A 24,847-nucleotide genomic window follows, 5' to 3' on the forward strand; every position below is an offset into this window, starting at 1 on the left:
GTTCGTACACCAAGACCCATATGTGCGAACGCGCCCGACCTGTCCGGCGGGCGCGACGCGATGTCACCCGACGCGGATTACTCGGTCGCCGCGACCTGGATGGTCGCGCCACCCTCGGCATAACGGGCGGTCGCGGCTTCGAGCCAGGCGTCGAACTCCTCCTGCGGGACGGCCTTGACCGTGATCGGCATGAAGGAGTGGTCGATGCCGCACAGCTCGGAACACTGGCCGAAATAGACGCCCGGTTCCTCGACCCGGAACCAGCTCTCGTTCAGGCGGCCGGGGATCGCGTCGATATGCACGCCGAAGGCCGGGATCTTCCACGAGTGGATGACGTCGGCCGCCGTGACCTGCAGCTTGACCACCGCGCCGACCGGCACGACCACCGCGGTATCGGTCGCAAGCAGGTGCACCTCGGGCGGGTAGCCCGCGGCCTCGAGCTCCTCTTCGGGGAGCATGAAGCTCTCGAAATAGATGCCCTGCTCGGGGTACTCGTGGCCCCAGTACCACTGGTAGCCGGTCGCCTTGATGGTGAGGTCGGCGTCCGGGATCTCCAGCTGACGGAAGAGCTGGGGCAGCGAGAAGGAGCCGATGATCACGAGGATGACCACGGGAACGATGGTCCACGCGATCTCAAGCGTCGTGTTGTGGGTGAAGCGGGCGGGCGTCTCGTTGCGGCGCGCGCTGAACTTGAATGCGACGATGGCGAGAAGCGCGGTGACCAGCAGCACGATCAGCGTGATGATGACCAGCAGCATGTTGTCGAGCCAGTGGATGCCGCGCGACACCGACGTGACCGCGGGCTGGAACGCGATGCCGCCCGGCGTGGGCGCGCCGATGATCGGCAGCTCGCTCAGCACCTCGTCCTGCGCGAAGGCCGCGCCGGCGGTCATCATGGCCGCAGCAAGGCTCGGCACTGTCTTGAGAAGTCGCATGTTTGCCATCCCGGTTCGTCGTCATCCCGTCGCCAGACCCACCATGCGGCAGCCCGGTCGGGCCGACCCGGAGGGGGCGGTCAATTGATTGCTGCTTCAAACCACACTAGGTGCCGTCAGACAAGATACGAGTCTGTCGCACAACGCCGCAGGCCTGCCCCGCCGTTCTGCCACAGGATGACCGTCTAGATGCCCCAAGCGACCGCGCCCTTCCGCCCCTTCGAGACCGATCTCGACGAGGAGGCGAGCCTCGCCACGCTGCGCGCGGCGCTCGAGGGCGCCGAGGACGGGGAACTGTTCCTTGAGCGGCGCCGGTCGGAGATGCTGGTGCTGGACGACCGCCGCGTGAAGACCGCGAATTACGATGCGTCCGAGGGGTTCGGCCTGCGCGCGGTCAGCGGCGAGATGGCGGGCTATGCCCATTCCACCACGCTCGACGAGCACGCGCTGGCCCGCGCGGCGGAGACGGTGCGCCTCGCCGTGCGCGACGGGGGACGGGTGCCCGCCAACGATCCTGTGCGCACGAACGCGAAGCTCTATGCCGATCTCGACCCGACCGCCGATACCGAATTCGCGGTGAAGATCGACACGTTGCGAGAGATCGACGACTACCTGCGCGGGCGCGATCCGCGGGTGGTGCAGGTCTCCGCCTCGATGGGGGCGAGCCATCAGGAGGTCGAGATCCTGCGCGCGACCGGCGCGCGCTACACGGATGTGCGGCCGATGGCGCGGCTCAACATCTCGGTCATCGTGGAGCGGGACGGGCGGCGCGAGTCCGCGAGCGCGGGCGGCGGCGGCCGGTTCGGGCTGGCGGGTCTGCTCGACGCTGCGTACTGGAAGCCCGTGGCCGAGGAGGCGCTGCGCATCGCCCTCGTCAATCTCGACGCGGTGCCCGCGCCTGCGGGCGTCATGGACATCGTGCTCGGCCCCGGCTGGCCGGGCATCCTGCTGCACGAGGCGGTGGGTCACGGGCTGGAGGGGGATTTCAACCGCAAATCCACCTCCGCCTTCGCGGGTCTGATGGGGCAACAGGTCGCGGCGAAGGGCGTGACGGTCATCGACGACGGGACCATCCCCGATCGGCGCGGCTCGATCACCATCGACGACGAGGGCACGCCCTCGGCCCGCAACGTGCTGATCGAGGACGGGGTGCTGGTCGGCTACATGCAGGATCGGCAGAACGCGCGCCTGATGGGGGTCGAGCCGACGGGCAACGGACGGCGGCAGGGTTTCGAGCACGCGCCGATGCCGCGCATGACCAACACCTTCATGCCGGGCGGCGACAGCGCGCCTGCGGATATCCTCGCCGGATTGCAGGACGGGATCTATGCCGTCGGCTTCGGCGGAGGGCAGGTCGACATTACCAACGGCAAGTTCGTCTTCTCCTGCACCGAGGCCTACCGCGTCGAGGGCGGAAAGGTCGGCGCGCCGGTCAAGGGCGCGACGCTGATCGGCGACGGGGCGACCGCGCTCAAGCACATCCGGGCCATCGGCAACGATGCGAGCCTCGATCCAGGCATGGGCAATTGCGGCAAGGCGGGCCAGTGGGTGCCGGTCGGCGTCGGTCAGCCCACGCTGATGATCGGCGGGCTGACCGTGGGCGGCAGCGCCTAGAGCAGCGCCTTGAGGTCCGCGTTCGCGTCCGCAGCCGTCTCGGGCGGAATGGACCGCCCCGCGTCGATCAGCCGCTTGCCGATCATGTAGGCGCGAGGCTCGTTCATCGCGTCGAGCGCGACCAGCCGATCGCCGCGATAATACCAGACCGATTGCGCGCCGGGCCGGGCGCCGGGGCGCAGAACGGTGCGGTCGTGCCCGGTGTTGAGCCCGGCGATCTGCAGCTTCACGTCGAACTGGTCGGACCAGAACCACGGGACGGCGACGTAGTCCTCCTCGCCCCCGGCCATGTTCGCCGCCGCGACCTCCGCCTGGTCGATGGCGTTGGGCACCGATTCGAGGCGGATGCGCGCGCCCTCCTGCCAGGGGAAGGACGCGCAGTCCCCGGCGGCAAAGATTGCGGGATCCGAGGTGCGGCACTGCGCGTCCACGGCGATGCCGTTCTCGATCGTCAGCCCGGCGGCCGCGGCCAGATCGTCCTCGGGCAGGATGCCGATGCCGACCAGCACGAAATCGACGTCGAGCGTGCTACCATCCGACAGATCGGCCCCCGTCACGTCGCCCTCGCCCGTCAGGCGGACGAGGCCGGTGCCCTCGCGGATCTCGACGCCGTGGCCCTGGTGCAGGGTGCGGAAGTAGTTGGAGGTTTCCACCGACGCGACGCGTTGCAGGATGCGGTCCATCGCCTCGACCAGCGTGACCTTCAGCCCGCGCGAGGCCGCGACCGCCGCCGCCTCCAGCCCGATATAGCCGCCGCCGACGATCAGGCAGCGCGCGCCTTCGGCAAACTCGTGCACCATCGCGTCGATATGTTCGAGGCTGCGCACCGGGTAGACGCGGCCCAGATCGCCACCGATCCCGGCAGGCAGCAGACGGGGGCGCGAGCCGGTGGTGAGGGCGAGCCGGTCGTAGGGCAGCCGCTCGCCGCCTTCCAACTCCACCTCCTGCGCGTCGCGGTCGATGCGCGCGACGGTCGCGCTCGTGCGCAGGTCGATGCGCTGCTCCTCGTAGAAGCGGGCGGGCCGCAGGTAGAGCCGTTCCAGCTCCATCTCGCCCATCAGGTATTTCTTGGACAGCGGCGGGCGCTGGTAGGGAGGGACGGGCTCGGAGCCCAGCAGGGTGATCTCGGCCTCCGCGTCGAGGCTGCGCAGTTTCGCCACCAGGGCCGCCCCCGCCTGGCCCGCGCCGATCACGACATGCTTCATCTCTCGCCCTCCTCCGGTTTCGTGCCTAGGTTACTGCCACGCAACGACACCTGACCGAAAGGGGCCAAACGACATGACAATCGCCAAAGGAGACCGGCTTCCCGACGCCACCTTCCTGACGCTCGGGGCCGAGGGGCCCGCGCCCGTCCAGGCAGCGGAGATGCTGAAGGGGCGCACGGTCGCCCTGTTCGCCGTGCCGGGGGCCTTCACCCCGACCTGCACCTCGGCGCATATGCCCAGCTTCGTGCGCACGGCGGACAAGCTGCGCGACAAGGGCGTGGACGAGATCGCCTGCGTCTCCGTCAACGATCCGTTCGTGATGAAGGCCTGGGCCGATGCGACCGGCGCGCCGGGGGCGGGGATCACCGTGCTGTCGGACCCCGAATCGCAGTTCACCAAGGCGATCGGCATGGATTTCACTGCACCGCCCGCCGGGCTGATCGCCCGCTCGCAACGCTACGCGATGCTGGTGAAGGACGGCGTGGTCGAGGAACTGAATGTCGAGGACAGCCCCGGCACCTGCGAGCTGAGCGCCGGCGAGGCGCTGCTCGACGCGATGTGACGGGGGCGCGCGCCCCGGCAAGCGTCGGGGTGCGCTCAGATGCCGTCGAAGGCGCGGGCGAGGTCCATGTCGCGCTGCGACAGCCCGTCCGCGTCATGGGTGGTCAGCGTGACCTCGACCCGGTTGTAGACGTTGAACCATTCGGGATGGTGATCGGCCTTTTCCGCCAGGATCGCGGCGGTTGTCATCCAGCCGAAGGCGCGGGTGAAATCCTTGAACTTGTAGGTCTTGGCGATCGCGGCGCCATCGCGCGCGATCTCCCACCCGTCCAGTTCGGCCAGCCCCGCCTCGACCGCCTGCGCATCCAGTTTCTCGACCATCAGTCCTCTCCCGTCACTTTGCGGAACGGGCCGTAATCGGTGAGGATCTCGATCTCTTCGTCCACCGCGGCGCGTTCCTGTTCCAGATAGCTTTCGACAGCACTTCGAAAACCGGGATCGGCGATCCAGTGCAGCGAATAGGTCGGCACCGGCAGGTAGCCACGCGCCAGCTTGTGCTCCCCTTGCGCGCCGGCCTCGACGCGGGTCAGGCCGTTCGCGAGAGCCCAGTCGATCGCCTGATAGTAGCAGACCTCGAAATGCAGGCAGGGGTGGTCCTCGATGCAGCCCCAGTAGCGACCGTAGAGCGTGTCGTCTCCGATCAGGTTCATCGCCCCGGCGACCCAAGCCGCCTCGCGTTCGCACATCACCAGGAGGATGTCGTCGCGCAGGGTCGCCTGCGCCTCCTCGAAGAAGGCGCGCGTGAGGTAGGGGGATCCCCATTTGCGCGCGCCGGTGTCCTGGTAGAACCGCCAGAACGCGTCCCAGTGCTCGGGCCGGATCGCGTCGCCGGTCAGCAGATGGATGGTGCCGCCGAAATCCTGCGCCGTGCGCCGTTCCTTGCGGATCGTCTTGCGCTTGCGCGAGCTGAGGTCGGCGAGGAAGGCGTCGAAATCGGCATAGTCGCGATCGACCCAGTGGAATTGCTGGCCGGTGCGTTGCAGCAGGCCCGCCTCGCCGCCCGCCTGCCATTCCGCCTCGGTGCAGAAGGTGACATGGGCGGAGGACAGCTCATTCTCGGACGCCAGCTGCACGAGGCCCTGCATCAGTGCTGCGCGGCCCTGCGCCTCGCGCCCCGGCAAGGTCAGGAAGCGCCGCCCGGTGGCGGGGGTGAAGGGCACGGCGCCCTGGAGTTTCGGGTAGTAGCGCCCGCCCGCGCGTTCATAGGCATGGGCCCAGTTGTGGTCGAAGATGTATTCGCCCTGGCTGTGCCCCTTGGCGTAGAGCGGCATGACCGCGACGACCTCGCCATCCGCGCGCGCGACGAGGTGACGCGGCACCCAGCCCGTCCCCTCCCCCACCGATCCCGAGCGTTCCAGCGCCGACAGGAAGCGATGCGTGGTGAATGGATCGCGCGGGCGGCCCGCTTCGGGCGCGGCGCAGGCATCCCACGCGCCCGCCTCGATCTGGTCGAGCGCGGTCAGCACGGTGATCTCGATCCTGTCCTGCATGGTGGCGTCCCCGGTCACAGGTCCTGACTTGGGGCCGCCGGGGCGTCATTCAACCGGGGTGAAGCCTTCGAAGGTGATCTGGTCGGCGATGCGGCGGGCCCGGTCCGCCTGCTCTGCACTGCGCACGGTCCAGCACAGCACGGTCAGTCCGCCGCGCTTGACCTTCTCTACCTCCACCATGTCGAGATGGCGGACATTGTGACTGATGAACTGCGCGCCCGACGCCGCGACCTCGCGCAAGCTGGCGAGTTTTGCGCGGCGCGGGGCGGGAACCATCGGCCAATCTTCCTCGGTGAACGCATCCGTCACCAGGCCGCGCGGGATGTCCGGCGCGTGACCTCCGAAGACGCGGACGGAGTTGGGGTTGAAGCTCATCACAGCGACCGGGCCGGCATAGCCCGCCAGCACGTCCGCCACCGCCTTTTCCAGCGCGCCCACCGCGGGCCCGAGCGCGCCGTCCTGATCCTTGATCTCGACGATCAGCGGCACGGCACCCCCGATGGTGTCGAGCACCTGCGCGAGCGTCGGCACCCGCTCCCCGGTCCCCTTCACCCGCAGGTCGCCCAGCGTCTCGACCGGCTGCTCGCGCACCCAGCCCTCCTGCCCGGTCAGGCGGTCGAGCGCGTAGTCGTGGAACACCATGGGCGTGCCGTCGGCGGCGGGCTGCACGTCCACCTCGATGCCATAGCCCGCGTCCATCGCGGCCCGGATCGCGGCCAGCGTGTTCTCGGGCCTGGTCGCATCATGCAGCGCGCGATGCGCGACGGGCCGGGCGAAGAAGGTGTCGGAGAGGCTCATCCGATCTCGAAGATGCCTTCGACCTCGACCGCCACGCCGAAGGGCAGCGAGGAGGAGCCGACGGCGGAGCGGGCGTGCCGCCCCTTGTCGCCGAACACCTCGACCATCAGGTCGGACGCGCCGTTGATCACCGCCGGATGATCGCCGAAATCGCCGGTCGCGTTGACGAAGCCGTTGAGCTTGACCACCCGCACCGCGTCGAGATCGCCCGCCGCGCGCTTGACCTGCGCGATCAGCGACAGGCCGCAGAGCCGTGCTGCTGCAGCGGCATCCTCGACCGACATGCCGTTGCCGCACTGGCCCTTGACCAGCACGCCGTCCCGCTGCGGCACCTGACCCGAGACGTAGAGCAGGTTGCCCGTGCGCACCGTCGGCACGTAGTTCGCGGCGGGGGCCGCGGCCTCCGGCAGCTCGATCCCCAATTCCTTCAAACGATCCTCGACGGACATCGCGCTCTCCTCCCGCTTCGATTCGGCGCGAGGCTAGTACAGGATCAGGTCTCGCGAAACGCCTTCGTGAAATAGTCGGTCAACGGCTTGGTCAGGAAGGTCAGGGGCGAGCGTTCGCCGGTCTGGATGAAGGCGTCGACCGGCATGCCGGGCACCAGTTCGAGGCCCGCCAGCTTCTCGATCTCGCCATCATAGGGCAGGATTTGCGCCTCGTAGAAGTTCAGGCCCGTCGCCTCGTCGGTCAGCACGTCCGCCGAGATGCGGGTGACGACGCCGTAGAGCTCGGGCGTGGTGCGCTGGTCGAAGGCGGCGAAGCGCAGCACGGCCTCCTGCCCGACCTGGACCTGGTCGATATTGATGGTCTCGATCCGGCTGGTGATGACCAGCGGGCTGTCCTGCGGCACGATGAACATGACCGGGTCGGCAGGCCGGATGACCGAGCGCAGGGCATGGACCGTGCGCCCGTAGACGATCCCGTCCACCGGGGCGCGGATCTCCAGCCGCGAGAGGGTTTCGAGGGTCGAGAGCCGCCGCTCGCGCAGCTCGTTCTCGCGGAACTGCATGTCGCGCAGGGTGGTGATCGCCTCCTCCTGCCGGACGTTCTGCAGCTGGATCTTCTGGATCTCCAATTCCGCGATGCGACCGCGCGACTCGGCGATGCTGGCGGTCAGGGCGGCCTGTTCGCCGCGCAGCGCCGATTCCTCGCGCCGCAGGGCGAGCACGCGGCTGGCCTGTGCAAGGCCGCGGTCGAGCAGGCTCTGCTGGTCCTCAAGCTCGCCCGCGATCAGTTCCAGCTGCTCGCCCAGCGCGTCGACCTGCGCTGTGCGGCCGGCGATCAGCTCCTCGATCTGGGTCTGCTGTTCCTCCAGCTGGCTGATCTGCTGGTCGTTGGAGACGATGCGCGCGTTGAAGAGCCGGATCTGCCCGCCGATCAGCTCGGCCACGTCCTCGTTCGCCGCCGCGATCTGCAGCAGGTCGTCGTCGAAGCGGATGACATCGCTGCCCTCGCTTTCGGCCCTGAGCCGCCCGCGGCGGGCGATCAGCTCGTAATACTGGCTTTCGATGATGGCGAGTTCGGAGCGCAGCATCGTGTCGTCGAGCCGGATCAGCACGTCGCCCGCCGCGACCATGTCGCCATCGTCGGCATAGATCGCGCCAACGACGCCGCCCTCGGGGTGCTGGACGATCTGCCGGTTCGACTCGACCTCCAGCTGGCCCGAGGCGATGACCGCGCCCGCGATGGTGGTGACGACCGACCAGGTGAACACGCCACCCGTCAGCACCAGCAGCGCCACCAACCCCAGGAAGATTGGGCGCCCCGCGCTCCATTTCGTCTGTTCGCTCACGACTTGCCCTCCACCATCGCGACCTTGGGTGCGGCGGCGACCTGCGGCGTCGCGGTCGTCTTGGCCAGTTGCTCGTGGTTCTTCACGTTCTTGCGCAGCACGTCGTCGCGCTTCCCGAAATCCTTGACCGTGCCGTTCTCCATCACCAGCAGCAGGTCGCATTGCGCGATGGCCGCGGGGCGGTGCGCCATGATGATGACGGCGCCGCCGTCCTTCTTGGTCTGCTCGATCGCCGCGTTGAGCGCGGTCGAGCCTTCGTTGTCGAGATTGGCGTTCGGCTCGTCCAGCACCAGCAGCACCGGGTTGCCGTACATCGCGCGGGCGAGGCCCAGCCGCTGCCGCTGGCCGCCCGAGAGGCGCGAGCCGCCGGACTGGATCCGGGTGTCGTAGCCTTCGGGCAGCTTGAGGATCATCTCGTGCGCGCCAGCCTTCTTGGCCGCCTCGACGATGGCCTTGGGGTCGGGTTCTGCCGACAGGCGGGCGATGTTGTCCGCGACGCTGGCGTCGAACAGCGACACGTCCTGCGGCAGGTAGCCGATATGCTTACCCAAAGTCGCGTGGTCGAACTGGTCGAGCGCCGCCCCGTCGAGCCGCACCTTGCCCTGGATGGCGGGCCAGATGCCGGTGATGGCGCGTGCCAGCGTCGACTTGCCCGACGCGCTCTGCCCGATCACGCCCAGCGCCATGCCCGGCCCGACGCGGAACGAGACGTTGCGCAGGGTCGGCGTCTTCTCGCCCGGAGGGACGACGGCAAGGCCGTTGACGTCCAGCATCGCCTTGGGGCGCGGCAACTCGGTCTTCTCCTCCTCCTGCGGGGTCGCCTCCAGCAATTCCTCCAGCGAGGTCCAGCCCTGCCGTGCGCGCTGCACCAGCGACCATTGCGCGATGGCCTGCTCGATCGGGGCGAGCGCGCGGCCCAGCAGGATCGAGCCCGCGATCATCGCGCCGGGCGTCAGCTGCCCCTGCAGCACCAGATAGGCGGCGAGCGCCAGCATCCCCGACTGCAGGAAGAAGCGCCAGGTCTTCGAGAAGGTCGAGAAACTGCCCGACACGTCCGCCGCGCGGATCGTGTGGTCGAGCGCGGTGTCGCGCTGCTGCCGCCAGCGCCCGAGCACCGCGTCGCGCATCCCGAGGCTCTGGATCACCTCCGCATCTCGGCGCACGGATTCGGCGAAGTTCTCCGCCGCGGCGTTGGCCTGATGCCCCTCGCGCTGCGCACCCTTCGACAGCATCTGGTTGAGCACGGTGGCGATAATGAGCACGGATCCGCCCGCCACCGCCATCCAGCCCAGCAGGGGATGGAAGATGAAGATCGCGGCCAGGAAGATCGGCGTCCACGGCAGGTCGTAGAAGGCGAAGAGTGCAGGCGAGGACAGCAGCCGCTGGATCGCCTCCAGATCGCGCAGACCCGTCGCGGGGCGATTGCGGAAGTTCGGATCGACCGAGCGGCGCAGAACCGCGTCGAACACCCGGCGGTCGAGCATCGACTGGAACCGCGCCCCGACCCGGCCGAGGATCCGGCCCCGCGCGTAGTCGAGCACGCCCATGATGGCATAGAGCACCGCGACGAGCGCGAAGAGCGCGACCAGCGTCGCCTCCGACCGGCTCGACAGCACGCGGTCGTAGACCTGCAGCATGAACAGCGGCCCGGTCAGGACCAGAATGTTGGCGAAGATGCTGAACAGCAGCACGATGCGGAACAGTCCGCGGCTGCGACGCAGCACGCCGCGCAACTCCTCACGCCCGCCGGGTGTCTTTGCCGCCATATCGTCTCCTGTCCGAGATCGGAACGTCTCGCAGCCACATGCCCGGATATTATGGTCTTTTTGAGGGTGGCCGCATTTCTCTTTCGTGCAGAATCGCTATAACATCGAGTTGGAGCCTGCGAAAGCGATGCGCCGCGGCACCGTCCGTCCTGCATAAGTCCCAATCGTAAATGAAAGGCGAACCATGTCCCGTGCCCTCCGGATCGCTGCCCTGCCGCTTGCCCTTACCGTCTCCGCCTGTGCGGGAACCGCCGATGAGACCGCGCTGATCGCCGACCCCTACGAGCCCGCGAACCGGGTCGTGCACACGTTCAACACCGGCATCGACGTGGCGCTGATCCGGCCCGCCTCGCAAGCCTACGGCGCCATCGTGCCCGAACCGATGGAGCGCGGGATCGAGAACTTCGTCTCCAATCTCTCGCTGCCCGGCGACATGGTCAACAACGCGTTGCAGGGCGACGGGGACGGGTTCTCGCGCAATCTGGGACGGTTCCTGATGAACAGCACGCTGGGTCTGGGCGGCTTCCTCGACGTGGCGGGCGACAACGCGATCGAGCGGGTGCCCGCCGATTTCGGTCAGACGCTGGCCGTCTACGGCGTGCAGGAAGGCCCCTATGTCGAACTGCCGCTGCTGGGCCCGTCCACCACGCGCGACGCGGTGGGCACCGTGGTCGACATCGTGACCAACCCGCTCGCCCTGATCGACTCGGACACTGCCACGGACGTGCTGGTCGCGGGCACCACGACGGACATCGTGGACACGCGAGACGAGCTGGGCGGAACGCTCGACGCGATCCTCTACGAGAGCGAGGACAGCTACGTCGCGTTGCGAGATGTCTACATCCAGAACCGTCGCGCATTCGTGAACGGAACGGAAGGCGGCACCGAGGGGTTCGTGGACATATATGCCGAGTGACGGCATCGAGAGAGAGGTAACCCCCATGTCCGTGTTGAGTAAAACCCGTGCCGCCCTGCTGGCCACCGCCATCGCCGCCATGCCGCTCAGCGCCGCCGCGCTGACCACGCAGGAGGCGACCAGCCTGACGAACACCATCGTCCAGGAAGTGCAGGGCTACATCCAGAGCGGCGCGTCGCTTTCGAGCAAGCAGGCTTCGTTCCGCACGACGATGGACCGCTATGCGGACATGAACGCAATCGGGCGCTACGTGCTCGGCGTCAACTGGCGCTCCGCCACGCCCGCGCAGCAGGCGGCCTTCACGCAGGCTTTCCGGACCTACGTGTCGAACAAGTACGGCTCGCAGTTCAGCGACTACCAGGGCGCGCAGATCGCCGTGGGCGGCGCGCGGGACCTGGGCGATCGCGGGATTGTGGTCGACTCCACCGTGTCGCGCGCGGGCGGTGCCCCGATCGCGGTTCAGTGGCAGTTCTCGGACCGGTCCGGCCGCCCGCTGCTGGTCGATATCGTGGCCGAGGGCGTGAGCCTGCTGACCTCAGAGCGCTCGGCCATCGGCAACATGCTCGACCGGCGCGGCGGCAATCTCGACCAGTTGATCGCGGATCTGCCGAACGCCGGCTGATCAGTCTCCAAGGTTGATTTGAGGGCGGGCCGTGCGCGGTCCGCCCTTTTTCGTCTCCGCTATCAGGACGGGGCGAGCACTCGGTCGAGCGCCGTCTCAAGCGCCGTGCCGTCGTGCAGGTGCAGCCGCACCGCCAGCGGCAAGACCTTCGCGCGAAAGTCGGCAGGCAGGCGCGCGGCGTCCTTTTCGGTCGTCACCAGCTGCGCGCCGTGGCGCCTCGCCTCCGCCTCCAGCCGCGACAGGATCGCGGGCGTGTAGGGGGCGTGATCGCCGAAGCCATGCGCGGCTTTCAGATCGACACCAAGCCCGCGCAGCGTCGCGAACACCTTTTCGGGCCGCCCGATCCCGGCGAAGGCGACCACCGGCAGCCCCGCCCAGGGCATGCCGGTGCGCAAGGGCTCGATTCGCCCCCGCGCGGTCGGCAAGGGCAGGCTCGGGCCGTCGCCCTGCCCGATCATCAGCGCAAGGTCGGCACGCGCGACGCCGTCCGCGACGCGTTCGCGCAAAGGGCCCGCAGGCAGCAGGCGCCCGTTGCCGAAGCCGGTCTCGGCATCGACGACGAGGATCGACAAGTCCTTGCAGAGGCTGGGATCCTGGAAGCCGTCATCGAGGATCAGCGTCTGAGCCCCCTCCTCCGCCGCCGCTTGTGCGCCCGCCAGCCGGTCGCGCGCCACCCAGACTTGGGCGAAATCGCGCAGCATGACCGGCTCGTCCCCGACCTCGTCGGCCGTCATCTGTGCCGTCACCGCGACCGGGCCCGCCACGCTGCCGCCATAACCGCGCGACAGGATGTGCGGCTCCACCCCGCGGGCGCGGCACATCTCGACCAGGGCCATGACCGTCGGGCTCTTGCCGGTGCCCCCAACCGTCAGGTTGCCGACACAGATCACGGGGATCGGCACCCTCTGACAGGGCCGCGCCGCCCGCCTGCGCGCCCCGATCGCCCAGAGCGCCGAGAGCGGGGAGAGCAACGCGGCACCGAGGCCCGGCTCGCGATACCAGAACCCCGGCGCCTTCACCGGCCCGCGACCGCGTCGAGCCGCGGCCCGAGACGCTCCAACACGATGTCGAGCGTGCCCGCCCCCGCCGAGGACAGGTCCCAGGCTGCCGTGGCGAGCGCCGCCGCGCGATCGGGCCGCACCAGATCCGCCACCGCGGCGGCGAGGTCCGCGGCGCCCGCGACCTCGACCGCCGCCTCTGCGGACGACAGTTGCGCGTAGGCATCGCGGAAATTGTCGACATGCGGTCCGTGGATGATGGCGGAGCCGAGCGCCGCCGGCTCGAACGGGTTGTGCCCGCCGATGGGCAGCAGCGAGCCCGCGACCAGCGACACCGGGCACAGCCGGTACCACAGCCCTAGCTCGCCCAGCGTGTCGGCGACGTAGATCTCCTGATGCTCGTCGAGCCGGTCTCCGGCGCTGCGCAGACCGACCCGCCAGTCATCGGCCTTGAGATCGACGGCGATGCCCGGTCCGCGATCGGGATGGCGCGGCACGAGGATCAGCATCAGGCCCGGCGCGGCCTTGCGCGCCAGCCGGTGCGCCTCGACCACGATCTCTTCCTCGCCCGGATGGGTGGACGCCGCGCACCAGACGGGACGCCCCGCGATGCGTCCGGCAAGGTCGCGCCGCGCCGCTTCGTCATGGGGCAGCGGTGTCGCGCTGTCCTTGAGCGAACCGGATACCTCGGTCGATCCCTCGGGCGCGCCGAGCGCGATCATCCGCGACCGGCTGTCCGAATCCTGCGCGAGGATCAGGTCGAACCGGCGCAAGGTCGCGCGCACCAGACCCGGCGCCCAGCGCCAGCGGGTCGCCGACTTTTCCGACATGCGGGCATTGATGAGCAGCGCCGGGATGGATCGCTGGTGCAGGCGGCGCAACATGGTCGGCCACAGCTCGCTCTCGGTCCAGAGCACGAGGTCGGGCCGCCAGTGATCGAGGAACCGGTCCACCGCCGCGCGGAAATCGAGCGGGTAGTACTGGTGCAGCACGCCCTCGGGCAGCCTTTGCCGCATCAGGTCGGCGGAGGTCACGGTGCCGGTGGTCACGAGGATCGCGATCTCGGGCCAGCCCGCCCGGATGCGGCTGAGAAGGTCGAGCAGCGACAGCGACTCGCCCACCGACGCTGCGTGAAACCAGATCAGCGGCCCCTCGGGCCGTTCGACGGAGGCATGGCCCAGACGCTCGTCGAGGCGGGCCGGATCCTCCTTGCCCTCGGCGACGCGGCGGGCGAGCAGGCGCTGCCCGTAGCCGCCCCCGAAGCGCGAGAACAGACCGTAGAGACCGGAGGAGAGCGCGGGCATCACGCCGCCTCCGCCGCCGGTGCCCAGGGATCGGGTCGGCCCGCCTCGACATCGTTGCGGGTCGTCAGATCGTTCAACGCCGTCTCGATGGATAGGCGAAAGCGTTCGACCGCCTCTGGATCACCTGTTTCGGCAGGGGGCGCGACGGGGCTGCCCCACATCACCGATACGCGGGTGAAGGGCAGCGGGATCAGAGCCCGGTCCCAGCTGTCGAGCTGCCAAGCCCGCCGGGCGGAGAAGCTCAGCGGCACCACCGGGACGCCAGCCCGCGCCGCGATGACGGCGACGCCGTGCTTGCAGCGCCCGCGCGGTCCGGTCGGGCCGTCGGGGGTCAGGGTGACGATGCCAGCCGCGCGCTTGCGGAACACGCCGAGGGCCGCGGCCATCGCCGCGGCCCCGCCCTTGTCCTTCCTGGGCTTGCGCGGGTTGGCGGAGCTTCCGCGGATCAGCTCCACCCCCATCGGCTCCAGGAACGCGGCGGCGAAGGCCCCGTCGCCGGAGCGCGAGGCGATGCCGATGATCGGCACGCCGTCCTTGACGATGCGCGTCGCGCCCGCGACCCGCCCGTGCCACAGCGCGAGCACGAAGCGCGCGTCGCCGGAACGGGCCAGCGCCCGGATATCCGCGTCGCCCGTGAACTCAACCCGCGCCGTCGCCCAGACGAAGCGCAGGTAGTAATAGGCCAGCCGCCCGCCCAGCGCGTAGCCGCGCCGTTTCCACCAACGTCGCAGCGGGCGCGCCACCGCGCCGCCCTCAGCCCAGCTCTTCGGTGGGGGAGGCGGGCGTCTCCTCGTCGCGCAGCCGGTGCAAATGCGCGATGAAATAGCGGGTCTGCGCCTCGTCCACGGTGCGGTGGGCGGCATCCTTCCACGCCTCGTAGGCGGACTTGTAGTCGGGGAAGATGCCCACGACGTCGATCTGGGCCGTGTCGGCGAACTCGGTACGCTGCGTGTCCACCAGCTCTCCGCCGAAGACGAGGTGAAGTCGTTGGGTCATGGCCGGTCCTTTCGGGGTCAAACTGCCGCGCACCCTAGTCACCGGCGGGCGGAGGTCAAGAATCGCCCGGCGCGATGCGGGCCATCAGGCGATCGTGCATCACCGGCCCGGCCGCCACCAGCCCGTCGAGCGCGCCGGGTGGGGAGTTGAACCTGAGCGCGGCGCCGTGCCGGTCGGTCAGCCGCGCGCCCGCCTCCGCCGCCAGCACGGCCCCCGCGGCGATGTCCCATTCCCAGACGCGGCGGAAGGTGACGGTGCCCGCGATGTCGCCCACCGCCAGCCGCGCGAGCCGCAGCGCCAGCGCGCCGCCATGCACCACCGGCTCGACCGGGACGCCGCCCGGCCAGTTCACCGCGTCGAGCTGCGGGCGCGGGATGGCGAGGCTCGCCCCCTCCAGCGGCCAATCTGGAGCCAGCCGTTCGCCGTTGCGCCACGCGCCGTGCCCCAAGGCGGCGGTAAACTCCGTCTTCGTCACGGGCTGAGCGATCACGCCCGCCACGGGCACCCCGTCCTCGACCAGCCCGACCGAGATCGCCCAGCCGGGCTTTCCCTTGATGAAGCTCGTCGTCCCGTCGATCGGATCGACGACGAAGCAGCGCCGATGCGACAGCCGCACGGGATCGTCGGTGGTTTCCTCCGACAGCCAGCCGTGATCGGGGCGCGCCGCCAGCAGACGCTTTCGCAGCAGCTTGTCCACGGCCAGATCGGCTTCCGTCACGGGGCCGAGGCCGCCCTCCTTCTGCCAGACCTTCGGCCTGTTGCCGAAATGGCCGAGCGCCAGCTCCGCCGCCTCCGCCACCACGTCGCGCAGCAGCGTCAGGTCGGCCTCAAGCCCCGGCAATCGTCAGCCCTTCGACCAGCAGGCTCGGCACCACGCGGCTCAGATGGGTGCGCGCGTCGTTCGCGGGCACGATCCCGCGCAGCATGTCGCGCAGGTTGCCCGCCAGCGTGCATTCGTTCACCGGGCGCACGATCTCCCCGTTCTCGATCCAGAAGCCCGAGGCCCCGCGCGAATAGTCGCCGGTATTGGGGTTGATCGAGGAGCCGATCAGCGAGGTGACGAGCAGCCCCGTCCCCATCTGCGCCAGCAGCTCCTGCTTGGAATGCGTCCCTTGGGTCAGCGCGACATTGCCCACGACCGGCGAGGGCCCGCCGGAGACGCCGCGCCCGGCACTCGCCGTCGGCACCTCGTCGAGCTGCCGCGCGGTGGCGAGGTCCATCGTCCAGCCTTGCAAGACGCCGCCCCGCACGATGGCGCGCTCGCGCGTCGCCAACCCCTCCGCATCCACGACGCGTGAGCCGGAGGCGCGGGGCCGGTGCGGCTGCTCGATAAGGTCGAGCCCGTCGGGCAGGACTGCCTCGCCGCGCGCATCCTTCAGCCAGCTCGCCCCGCGCGCGACCGCCGCGCCGCTGGCGGCGGCGAGCAGGTGGCCGATCAGCCCGGCCGATATGCGCTCGTCGTAGATGACTGGGAAACGGCCCGTGGGCGGCTTGATCGCGCCCGATCGGTCGACGGCGCGCCGGCCCGCGATGCGGCCGATCTCCTCCGCCGACGTAAGGTCCGCACGGTGGGTGCGGGCGTCGCCGAAATAGTCCCGCTCCATCCCCAGCCCACTGCCCGAGATGGCGACGGCGGAGGTGGACCAGCCGGTCCGCTCGCCGCTGACCGACAGACCATTCGTGCCTTCGATGTGACTGCGCCGGTGCGACCAGCCCGCCCCCGCCGCCTGCATCTGGGTCACGCCCTGAACGGCGAGCGCGGCCTCCTCCGCGGCCAGCGCCACCTCCTCCAACGCCGCAGGCTCGGGCCGGGTCGGATCCACCAGATCGAGTGCGGCGGCATCCGTATCGCGCGCCAGCTGGTCCGGGTCGGCGAGCCCCGCCCAGGGATCGGCAGGCGCGATCCGCGCCATCGCCACCGCGCGCTCGGCCAGCGTCGCGATCATCTCGGCCCGCGTGTCGGAAGACTGCACGCTCGCCACGCGGTTGCCGACGAAGACGCGCAGGCCGATCTCCATCCCCTCCGCGCGTTCGGCATGTTCCAGCGCGCCGCCGCGCACCTCGATGGACAGCGTCTCGTCTGCGACGGCGACGGCATCGGCGGCATCGGCGCCCGCGCGGCGGGCCGCCTCGATCAGCGCGGCGGTCAGGTCGGGAAGGGTCTGTGTCATGCCCTGCGACTTGGCCCGCCGCACCGCCCCGGTCAAGAGCGCACGGACGCGCGCGTCAGAACCACTCCGCCTCCGCATCGAGGCAGGTGCGGTCCATCGCCTCCAGCAAGTCGAGCTGCGGGCCGGTCGCGGGCAGCTCGTAGCGGAAAAAATAGCGCATGGCCGCGCGCTTGCCCGACGCGAAATCGGCATCCGCGTGGCCCTCGACCGCGATCGCCTGCCGCAGCCACATCCACGCCACCACCACGTGGCCCAGCATGTCGAGATAGATCGTCGCGTTCGCCAGATACGCCTTGGGATCGGCCACCGCCTCAGCGGCCATCCCCGCCGTCACCCGCCCCACCCGGTCGAGCAGGGCAGCGAGCTGGTCGCGTTCCTCGGCGAACTCTCCCGCCGCGCCCAGCGTCGCCGCGATCTCCCCCGCCAGCGCCTTCAAGGGCGCGCCGCCCTCCTGCACCACCTTGCGGCCCAGCAGGTCCATCCCCTGGATGCCCTTCGTGCCTTCGTGGATCGGGTTCAGCCGGTTGTCGCGGTAGAGCCGCTCCACCGGATAATCGCGCGTGTAGCCATAGCCGCCGTGGATCTGGATCGCGATGTCGTTGGCGCGCAGCGCGAATTCCGAGGGCCACGACTTGACCACCGGGGTCAGGATGGCGAGCAGCGGAGTGGCTGCCTCGTCGCCCGCCCGCTCCCGATCCACCAGGCTCGCGGCGTAGAGGCACAGGGCCAGCGCCCCTTCGGCATAGGATTTCGCCTGTATCAACTGGCGGCGCACATCCGCATGCTCGATGATCGGCACCATCGGCGTGGACTGGTCGCGATTGTCCGGCGCGCGGCCCTGCGTGCGGTCCTTGGCATAGGCCACCGCGTGCAGGTAGCCGGTCACGCCCAGCACCGCCGCGCCCTGCCCGACGCCGATCCGCGCCTCGTTCATCATGTGGAACATCACGGCGAGGCCGCGGTGCGCCTCGCCCACCAGCCAGCCGACGGCGCCGCCCTGCTCGCCGAAATTCAGCGCGCAGTTGGTGGCGCCGCGATAGCCCATCTTGTGGTTGAGACCGGCCAGCCGCACGTCGTTGAGGCTGCCATCCTCAAGCACCTTCGGCACGAGGAACAGGCTGATCCCCTTCGTCCCAGCCGGGCCGCCGGGGATCTTGGCCAGCACCAGGTGCACGATGTTCTCGCCCATCTCATGCGCCCCGCCCGAGATCCACATCTTGTTGCCGAACAGGCGATAGCTGCCATCCGCCTGCGGCTCGGCCCGCGTGCGGATATCGGCTAGCGACGAGCCCGCCTGCGGTTCGCTCAGGCACATCGTCCCGAAGGCCCGCCCCTCGACGATGGGGGTCAGATACCGCACCTTCTGCTCCTCCGTCCCGTACTCGGCCAGCAGGTTGCCCGCGGCCTGCGCCAGGAACGGATAGGCCGAGAACCCGACATTGGCCGCCGTGAACCAGCCCGCCGCGGCCTGACATAAGAGGTAAGGCAGCCCCATCCCGCCATCGGCCTCGGCGAAGCCTGCCGCCGGGAAGCCCGCCTCGGCATAGGCCTTCAGCGCCACCTCCGTCTCCGGAATCAGGTGCACGCGCTTGCCGTCGAAACGCGGCTCCTCGGCATCGGCCTTGGCCGCGTGCGGCTGGAACAGGTCCTCGGCCATCCGCTCCGCCGTGGCGAGGATGCCATCCGCCGTGCCGCGGTCATGGCCCGTCGCCTCCAGAGTGGCCTCCAGATCGAGCAGGTCATAGAGCAGGAAGTCGATGTCGCGCGGGTCGAGGATATGGGGCATAGGCGTCTCCTTTGACCCCGAACCCTGCGGCCCCGCGCGCGCCCTGTCACCCCCGACGCGACGTGAGCTTCAGCTTCCTGCAAATACGCATCAGAGCCGACGGGCCATGACGCGCGCGCCGACGGGGCCGGAGGCGCGGCGGTAATAGCTCTTGCGATAGCCCGCGTCGGTGAAGCCCGCACGGGTGTAGAGCGCCCGCGCCGCCGCATTGTCCTCGGCGACTTCGAGGAACATGCGGGTCGCGCCCCGCGAACTTGCGATCTCGATCAGACGGTCGAGCAGACCCGCCGCGCGCCCGCCGCGCCGCGCCTCGGGGGCGACGCAGATGGTCAGCAGTTCCGCCTCGTCCGCGACGACGCGCACGACGCCCAGCGCCGCGTCGGCCGTCTCGATCAGGCAGGCGGGGTCGGCGACATACTCGGCGAATTCCGCCGCACTCCAGGGGCGCGGCGCATCGTCGAAACAGCGCGCGTGCAGTGCCGCCATCGCCTCGGGCGTCACGGCAGGATCACCGGTGGCGGCTCGGAGGGCAGGGCCGCATCCGCCGGGCGCACGTAGAGCGGCGCGGGCCGCGTGACCTCGCCCGCCGCGATCCGCTCCGCTCCGATCCGCGCGACGGCGGCGAGGTCCGCGACCTCCGCCTCCCGCCAGCAGGGCGCTGCCAGACGGTCCGCGACCTCCTCGGCCCGGTGGCCGATCACCTGCCAGTCCTGCGGCGCGGCTTGCGCGATCTCGTCCAGCGTCACCAGCCGGATCTCCGCCTGCGCCGCGCCATCGCGGAACATCTGGGCGTAGAACCGCCCCTGCCGCGCATCCGCCGTGACCAGTGCCGCACCCTCCACCGGCGCGAGGCTTTCCAGCACGCTGACCCCGACCGCCGGAATGCCCTTCGCCAGCGCCAGACCGCGCGCCGCCGCCACCGCGATGCGGATGCCGGTGAAGTTGCCCGGCCCCGTGCAGACTGCGAGCGCGTCGACCCGCCATCCGCCCGAGACCTCCTCCAGCATCGGCATCAGCCGTTCCGCCTGCCCACGCGCCATCTCCTCGCGCGCCTGGGCCAGCAACCGCCCGCCTTGAATCAACGCGGCCGCGCAATGCGCGGCCGACGTGTCGAAGGCGAGGATGCGGGCGTCAGACACCGACAGGGCGCACCTCGGTCACTTCGGGAATGTAATGGCGCAGCAGGTTCTCGATCCCGTGCTTGAGCGTCATGGTCGAGGACGGACAGCCCGCGCAGGCGCCCTGCATGTGCAGGTAGACCACGCCGCGGTCGAAGCCGTGGAAGGTGATGTCGCCGCCATCCTGCGCCACGGCGGGCCGGACGCGGGTGTCGAGCAGCGACTTGATCTGGCCGACGATCTCCTCGTCCTCGCCCGTGTGCTCGGCATGGCCGACCGTGCCGCTCTCGCCCTCCATGACCGGCGCGCCGGACTGGAAATGCTCCATCACCGCACCCAGGATCGCGGGCTTGATATGCTCCCACATCACGGCGTCGGTCTTGGTCACGGTCACGAAATCGGGGCCGAAGAACACGCCCGCTACGCCGTCCACGGCGAAGATGCGGCGTGCGAGCGGGGAGGCCTGAGCCGCCTCCGCGCTGGGGAAATCGGCGGTCCCCGCGCTCATCACCGCCTGTCCGGGCAGGAATTTCAGCGTCGCGGGGTTCGGCGTGGATTCGGTCTGGATGAACATGGGGCACACTCCTCGTCTGAGGCTCAACATGCCCATCCTGACCGATTTCTTCAAGATATATCTGGAATGATTCCAAGTTGAGCATTCCCGCCATGCCGCTACCTCCCCGACAACCGCGCAAGGAGAGATGGACATGGACGAGGTCGACGCATCGTCGCAGCCGATATTCGAGAGGCTGGACGCCTGGCTGGACGGGTTCATCCGGCTGATCCCGAACCTCGTCGTCGGGCTGATCGTCTTCCTGATCTTCCTGGCGCTGGCCCGCTATGCCGGGCGGGCGGTCCGGCGGCTCGCCCACGCCCGCGGGCGCGAGAGCCTGGGCGATGTCGGCGCGTCGCTGACCCGCTGGGCGGTGGTGATCGTGGGCCTGATGCTGGCCATCACCATCATCTCGCCCAACATCACGCCCGCCAACCTGATCTCCGGCCTCGGCGTCAGTTCCGTCGCCATCGGCTTCGCCTTCAAGGACATCCTGCAGAACATGCTGTCGGGCATTCTGATCCTGCTGCGCCAGCCCTTCGAGGTGGGCGACCAGATCGTCTCGAAGGGGCACGAGGGCACGGTGGAGCGGATCGAGACCCGCGCGACGATCATCAAGACCTATGACGGGCGGCGCGTGCTGATCCCGAACGCCGACGTCTATACCGACGCGGTCGTGGTCAACACCGCCTATAACAGCCGCCGGTCGGAATACGATATCGGCATCGGCTGCAACGACGACTGGGCCGAGGCGCGGCGCATCATGATCGCGGCGGCCAGCGGCTGCGAGGGCGTGCTCTCCGACCCTGCGCCCGAGGCGATCCCGGTCGAGATCGGCGATTTCGCCAACATCATCCGCCTGCGCTGGTGGACGGCGCCCGACCGCGCCAGCCAGATCCAGACCTTCGGCCGCGTCATCGAAGCGTCGGCCAAGGCGCTGGCCGAGAACGGCATCGACATGCCCTACCCCACCACCGTCAGCCTGTTCCACGACCAGACGGAGGAGACCGACGGCATCCGCTCGCAACAGCGCGAGGGCTGGCCCGCGCGGCCCAACGAGGACGACCCCAAGCCGCGCCGCATCTCCGACGCCATCGTCGAGCGCGACCGAGAAACCGCACGCCGGAAAGAGGCGGAGGCGAGCTGAGGCGCTACGCCTCCGTCGGGCGGAAGATCAGGGCCGATCCGTTCATGCAGTGCAGCACCTTGCCCTCGACCAGCAGGATATGCCCGATATGGCTGCCGCACCGGCGGCAATGCCCCTCGATATTGGTGAGGCTCGCCAGTTCCGGCTGACCGTAAGCCTCCTCCGGCCCATCGATATCCATCAGCATCGCGTTGGGCTCGGCATGGCGGAAGAACACCCAGCCCTTGTCGACCTCCTCGCGCCATTGCGAGGAATAGAGCTGCAACTCGCAGCCCCGGCAGTGGAACGTGCCCTCGCGATAGTCGGTCGTCAGCGGGCTGGAATGCGGCCGCTCGGTCCCGCCTTCGCGCAGGATGGCGTATTCCTCGTCGGTCAGCAACTCCCGCCACTGGGTCTCGGTCCGCTCGATCTCGTAGGTGAAACCGTCATCCCGCGCGGCGGCGGACCCGGCGGCGAGCGGCGACAGCGCTGCCCCGGCAATGGTGGTTCCCATGAACTGGCGTCGGGTCGGCATGGCACGCTCCTCTGAATTGCTGGACCGTGAGCATAGCATGGAATTGCGCCCGCCCCCGACACGGCTGCGCGATCGGGGCGTGACCCCTCAGCAGACCGCGCGGATCTCCTCCAGCGTCATCGCACCAGGCACCACCGTCACCGGGACCGGCATCTGCGCGGCCATCCGCCCGGCGAGCTGGCTGACCAGCGGGCCCGGCCCGTCGCCATGCGTGCCCGCGGCCAGCACCAGCACCCCGATCTCGCGATCCTCGCGGATCTGGGCCAGCACCTCCTTGGCCGTCTCGCCCTCGCGGACCACCAGCTCGGGCTCGATGCCCTCGTTCTCGCGCATCTTCTCGGCAAAGAAGGCGAACTTCTCCTCGATCTTCTCCCGCGCCTCGGAGCGCATCAGGTCGCCCACGCCCAGCCAGTGCTGGAACTCCTCGGGCTGGATGACGGCGAGCACCTGCACCCCGCCCCTGGTGTTGCACGCCCGCATGGCGGCGAAGCGGATCGCGTTGACGCATTCGGGGCTGTCGTCGAGCACGACGAGGAACTTGCGCATGGCTGCCTCCTTCAGGGCCGGCAGGCAGGATGCCGGATCACCCGCGCCCGTGCAACCGGAGCCGCAGTACCCGACCGATGGCGATGTTGAGGAGCATCGCGCCGACCAGCCCGGCCAGCGCCGCCATCGCGCCCCACATCGCCAGCAGCGGGCGGCTGAAGCGGACCATGGCGCGGAACACCCGCGCCTTGCCCAGCACCGCGAAATGCCCCCGCGCCGCCGGGCCGACCGCATCGGTCACGCGCACCAGCCGCGCCGCGTCGCCCGCATCGTCCACATGCCGCATCAGGTCGAGCGTCGCCGCCGTCCCGACCGACCCGCGCACGCGGGCAAGATCGCTGATGAGAGGTCGCAGCCGCGCAGGCTCCCGCGCCGAGGCCAGCACCACCCGCACCAGCCGCGGCGACAGGCTTCCCGCCCGGCGCGCGACCCGCATCAGCGCCGCCCCGCCCTTCACCGTCAGGCTGGTCCCGCCGCTCGCCACCGCGAGGCCCGTGGCCGTCAGCCCGACACCGGCCAGCGCCACGTCGAAGCGGTCGACCTCCTCCTCCGCCCACCAGGCCGCCGCGCCCCGGCGCAGGGCGTTGAGGTCGCCCATCGGCGTCAGCTCCACCGGCAGGTTGCAGGAAGCGATCTCTCCCAGCCCCCGGCAGCTCTCGAAATTCGCGGCGCAGCGGGCACATTGCAGCGCGCGCTCGCGCGGGGGCGGGTCGAGCAGGGCGCGCAGCTCCGCCTCCCGTGGCATGGCCCGGTCGTGCCGCCCCGCCAGCGCCAGCAGCACCTCGGCCCGATCCGCGTCCCCGGTGTCGAGCGCGGCGTCCGCCTCCGCCGCCAGCCAGACCTCCGACAGATCCTCCGCCACCGCGCGGTCGAGGGCGAGCCGCAGTTCGGCCCCGGTCCGCTCGACATAAGGCGCCAGCCACGGCTGGCGCGTCATCCCGATCAGCAGCGCCACCGTGCTCAACAGCACGCAGACCCGCAGCACCCGCCGCAGCCGGTCCGCCCAGAGCACTCCGCGATGCGCGCGCCGTTCCATGCTATCGAGCCTAGCGCCCCGTCCCCGCCGCCAGCAAGCGCCCCGCCATCATCGGCGACAGCCAGACCGGTTGCCCGGCGGCGAAGGTCGCGTGCAGCTCCAGCGTTCCGGCATCGAGCAGCACCACGTCCCCGCGCGCCCCCTCGGCGAGGTGCCCGCGATCCGCCAGACCCAGCATCCGCGCGGGCGCGCCCGAAACCAGATCCCAGGCCTCCGGCAACGCCATCCCCTCCGCCACCAGACGCCTTACCGCGTCCAGCATCGCGGGGTAGTGATAATCCGATGCGAGCACGCCGCAGCGCCCCGCCCGCACCATCGCCGCCGCATCCGGCCCCCGCCCGTGACTGCCGCCGCGCAGCACGTTCGGCGCGCCCATGACGACCGGCCCGGCCTCCGGCGCGAATAGCGGGAACTCCGCCACCTCGGCGCCCAGCGCGGCATAGCCCTCACGCATCCGCGCATCCGCGTCGTCATGCGAGCCAAGCACCACCGGCGGCAGCTCCGCCACCAGCCGGGCGAGCGCCAGCGGCACCTGCGGCCCGTTCGCGGCGAGCGCCCGGATCAGTTCCAGATGCGCCTCGGGCGAGCGTCCGGCGCGCAAGGCGGCGCCCGTCAGCCGCTCGGGCCGCTTGCCGCGCGCCAGCGCCTTGTGCGGCAGATGATCGTTGAAGACGAGGTAGCCGATGCCCGCCGCCCGCACGAAACGCGCGATGGCGTTGAAATCGGCGATCATGTGCGTCTCGACCCGCAGCTGTATCCGCAGGTCCACCGGCCCCGCGTGGTCGGCAAGCGCCGCCGCCAGCGCCTTCGCCGCTTCCGGCCCGCGCTGCCCACCCTCCCAGCTCCAGTATTGCGCGAGACAGGCGGTGGTGATCCCGCAGGCCGCCAGCTCCGCCGCCAGCATCGGCAGCCCCTCGGCGGGCGCGCGGACCATGCCGCGCCGCCCCGCGACATGCCGCTCGAACAAGTCGGATCG

Annotated in this window: 27 protein-coding genes; 5 read left to right on the forward strand and 22 right to left on the reverse strand. The window is 70.0% G+C overall.

Annotated elements, in window-relative coordinates; translation table 11 throughout:
- Positions 1-77: 77 nt before the first annotated feature.
- Entirely contained in the window at positions 78-935 is an 858-nt protein-coding gene (gene coxB / locus RX333_RS04515) for a cytochrome c oxidase subunit II (protein ID WP_410056046.1), read from the reverse strand.
- 189 nt (positions 936-1,124) lie between these two features.
- Between coxB and tldD the strand changes: the two genes are divergently transcribed.
- On the forward strand, positions 1,125-2,549 hold the full coding sequence (gene tldD, locus RX333_RS04520; protein ID WP_316013726.1) for a metalloprotease TldD: 1,425 nt from the start codon (positions 1,125-1,127) through the stop codon (positions 2,547-2,549).
- Here tldD and RX333_RS04525 read toward each other — a convergent pair.
- Positions 2,546-3,754, reverse strand: coding sequence for an NAD(P)/FAD-dependent oxidoreductase (locus RX333_RS04525; RefSeq protein ID WP_316013727.1), 1,209 nt, complete (start codon positions 3,752-3,754; stop codon positions 2,546-2,548). The two genes, tldD and RX333_RS04525, sit on opposite strands and share 4 nt — an antisense overlap.
- 73 nt (positions 3,755-3,827) lie before the next feature.
- Between RX333_RS04525 and RX333_RS04530 the strand changes: the two genes are divergently transcribed.
- Entirely contained in the window at positions 3,828-4,316 is a 489-nt protein-coding gene (locus RX333_RS04530) for a peroxiredoxin (RefSeq protein WP_316013728.1), read from the forward strand.
- 35 nt (positions 4,317-4,351) lie between these two features.
- Here RX333_RS04530 and RX333_RS04535 read toward each other — a convergent pair whose 3' ends face one another.
- From RX333_RS04535 to RX333_RS04560, 6 genes are read right to left on the reverse strand one after another with little or no spacing between them, the layout of a single operon-like run.
- Complete coding sequence (locus RX333_RS04535; protein WP_316013729.1) at positions 4,352-4,636, reverse strand: 4a-hydroxytetrahydrobiopterin dehydratase; 285 nt, start codon at positions 4,634-4,636, stop codon at positions 4,352-4,354.
- Positions 4,636-5,805 (reverse strand): GNAT family N-acetyltransferase, encoded by a 1,170-nt coding sequence (locus RX333_RS04540; protein ID WP_316013754.1) that lies wholly within the window; start codon positions 5,803-5,805, stop codon positions 4,636-4,638. Before RX333_RS04540 ends, RX333_RS04535 begins: the two co-directional genes overlap by 1 nt.
- A 45-nt stretch (positions 5,806-5,850) precedes the next feature.
- On the reverse strand, positions 5,851-6,603 hold the full coding sequence (locus tag RX333_RS04545) for a glycerophosphodiester phosphodiesterase family protein (protein WP_316013730.1): 753 nt from the start codon (positions 6,601-6,603) through the stop codon (positions 5,851-5,853).
- A complete protein-coding gene (locus RX333_RS04550) occupies positions 6,600-7,052 on the reverse strand; it encodes a RidA family protein (RefSeq protein ID WP_316013731.1) in 453 nt (150 codons plus the stop codon). Before RX333_RS04550 ends, RX333_RS04545 begins: the two co-directional genes overlap by 4 nt.
- 44 nt (positions 7,053-7,096) lie before the next feature.
- Positions 7,097-8,398 (reverse strand): HlyD family type I secretion periplasmic adaptor subunit, encoded by a 1,302-nt coding sequence (locus RX333_RS04555; protein ID WP_316013732.1) that lies wholly within the window; start codon positions 8,396-8,398, stop codon positions 7,097-7,099.
- Positions 8,395-10,164 (reverse strand): type I secretion system permease/ATPase, encoded by a 1,770-nt coding sequence (locus tag RX333_RS04560; protein WP_316013733.1) that lies wholly within the window; start codon positions 10,162-10,164, stop codon positions 8,395-8,397. The genes RX333_RS04555 and RX333_RS04560 overlap by 4 nt, the downstream gene beginning before the upstream one ends.
- A 184-nt stretch (positions 10,165-10,348) precedes the next feature.
- Between RX333_RS04560 and RX333_RS04565 the strand changes: the two genes are divergently transcribed.
- Positions 10,349-11,080, forward strand: coding sequence for a VacJ family lipoprotein (locus tag RX333_RS04565; RefSeq protein WP_316013734.1), 732 nt, complete (start codon positions 10,349-10,351; stop codon positions 11,078-11,080).
- Between the two features lie 31 nt (positions 11,081-11,111).
- A complete protein-coding gene (locus RX333_RS04570) occupies positions 11,112-11,702 on the forward strand; it encodes an ABC transporter substrate-binding protein (RefSeq protein WP_316013735.1) in 591 nt (196 codons plus the stop codon).
- A gap of 62 nt (positions 11,703-11,764) precedes the next feature.
- Here RX333_RS04570 and lpxK read toward each other — a convergent pair whose 3' ends face one another.
- The 10 genes from lpxK to RX333_RS04620 form a co-directional block, all read right to left on the reverse strand.
- Positions 11,765-12,721, reverse strand: a complete 957-nt coding sequence (gene lpxK, locus RX333_RS04575) for a tetraacyldisaccharide 4'-kinase (protein ID WP_316013736.1) — start codon at positions 12,719-12,721, stop codon at positions 11,765-11,767.
- Complete coding sequence (locus RX333_RS04580; RefSeq protein WP_316013737.1) at positions 12,718-14,004, reverse strand: 3-deoxy-D-manno-octulosonic acid transferase; 1,287 nt, start codon at positions 14,002-14,004, stop codon at positions 12,718-12,720. Before RX333_RS04580 ends, lpxK begins: the two co-directional genes overlap by 4 nt.
- Entirely contained in the window at positions 14,004-14,747 is a 744-nt protein-coding gene (locus RX333_RS04585; protein ID WP_316013738.1) for a lysophospholipid acyltransferase family protein, read from the reverse strand. Before RX333_RS04585 ends, RX333_RS04580 begins: the two co-directional genes overlap by 1 nt.
- Positions 14,748-14,757: 10 nt before the next feature.
- The gene (locus RX333_RS04590; RefSeq protein ID WP_316013739.1) at positions 14,758-15,000 is read right to left on the reverse strand and encodes a DUF4170 domain-containing protein; all 243 of its coding nucleotides are present in this window, start codon (positions 14,998-15,000) and stop codon (positions 14,758-14,760) included.
- Positions 15,001-15,055: 55 nt separating this feature from the next.
- Positions 15,056-15,841 (reverse strand): 3'(2'),5'-bisphosphate nucleotidase CysQ, encoded by a 786-nt coding sequence (locus tag RX333_RS04595; RefSeq protein ID WP_316013740.1) that lies wholly within the window; start codon positions 15,839-15,841, stop codon positions 15,056-15,058.
- Positions 15,828-17,171: a TldD/PmbA family protein gene (locus RX333_RS04600; RefSeq protein ID WP_316013741.1), complete on the reverse strand. Its 1,344-nt coding sequence runs from the start codon at positions 17,169-17,171 to the stop codon at positions 15,828-15,830. Before RX333_RS04600 ends, RX333_RS04595 begins: the two co-directional genes overlap by 14 nt.
- A gap of 55 nt (positions 17,172-17,226) precedes the next feature.
- A complete protein-coding gene (locus tag RX333_RS04605; RefSeq protein WP_316013742.1) occupies positions 17,227-18,957 on the reverse strand; it encodes an acyl-CoA dehydrogenase in 1,731 nt (576 codons plus the stop codon).
- Between the two features lie 90 nt (positions 18,958-19,047).
- Positions 19,048-19,458: a GNAT family N-acetyltransferase gene (locus RX333_RS04610; RefSeq protein WP_316013743.1), complete on the reverse strand. Its 411-nt coding sequence runs from the start codon at positions 19,456-19,458 to the stop codon at positions 19,048-19,050.
- The gene (tsaB, locus tag RX333_RS04615; RefSeq protein ID WP_316013744.1) at positions 19,455-20,096 is read right to left on the reverse strand and encodes a tRNA (adenosine(37)-N6)-threonylcarbamoyltransferase complex dimerization subunit type 1 TsaB; all 642 of its coding nucleotides are present in this window, start codon (positions 20,094-20,096) and stop codon (positions 19,455-19,457) included. Before tsaB ends, RX333_RS04610 begins: the two co-directional genes overlap by 4 nt.
- Positions 20,089-20,649 carry a NifU family protein gene (locus tag RX333_RS04620; RefSeq protein ID WP_316013745.1) on the reverse strand — a complete coding sequence of 187 codons (561 nt, stop codon included), beginning with the start codon at positions 20,647-20,649 and terminating at the stop codon, positions 20,089-20,091. The genes tsaB and RX333_RS04620 overlap by 8 nt, the downstream gene beginning before the upstream one ends.
- Positions 20,650-20,782: 133 nt before the next feature.
- Here RX333_RS04620 and RX333_RS04625 point away from each other — a divergent pair, with 133 nt between their 5' ends.
- Positions 20,783-21,775 (forward strand): mechanosensitive ion channel family protein, encoded by a 993-nt coding sequence (locus RX333_RS04625; RefSeq protein ID WP_316013746.1) that lies wholly within the window; start codon positions 20,783-20,785, stop codon positions 21,773-21,775.
- A 4-nt stretch (positions 21,776-21,779) separates the two neighbouring features.
- Here RX333_RS04625 and RX333_RS04630 read toward each other — a convergent pair whose 3' ends face one another.
- The 4 genes from RX333_RS04630 to RX333_RS04645 form a co-directional block, all read right to left on the reverse strand.
- Positions 21,780-22,289, reverse strand: coding sequence for a peptide-methionine (R)-S-oxide reductase (locus RX333_RS04630; RefSeq protein WP_316013747.1), 510 nt, complete (start codon positions 22,287-22,289; stop codon positions 21,780-21,782).
- Between the two features lie 87 nt (positions 22,290-22,376).
- On the reverse strand, positions 22,377-22,835 hold the full coding sequence (locus RX333_RS04635) for a universal stress protein (protein ID WP_316013748.1): 459 nt from the start codon (positions 22,833-22,835) through the stop codon (positions 22,377-22,379).
- 37 nt (positions 22,836-22,872) lie between these two features.
- Positions 22,873-23,871, reverse strand: coding sequence for a hypothetical protein (locus RX333_RS04640; RefSeq protein WP_316013749.1), 999 nt, complete (start codon positions 23,869-23,871; stop codon positions 22,873-22,875).
- Positions 23,872-23,881: 10 nt separating this feature from the next.
- Positions 23,882-24,847: alpha-D-ribose 1-methylphosphonate 5-triphosphate diphosphatase (locus tag RX333_RS04645; RefSeq protein WP_316013750.1), on the reverse strand; the 966-nt coding region annotated here is incomplete at its 5' end.

Source organism: Roseobacter sp. HKCCA0434 (genome assembly GCF_032464675.1).
In the GTDB taxonomy this organism is placed as follows: domain Bacteria; phylum Pseudomonadota; class Alphaproteobacteria; order Rhodobacterales; family Rhodobacteraceae; genus Pontivivens.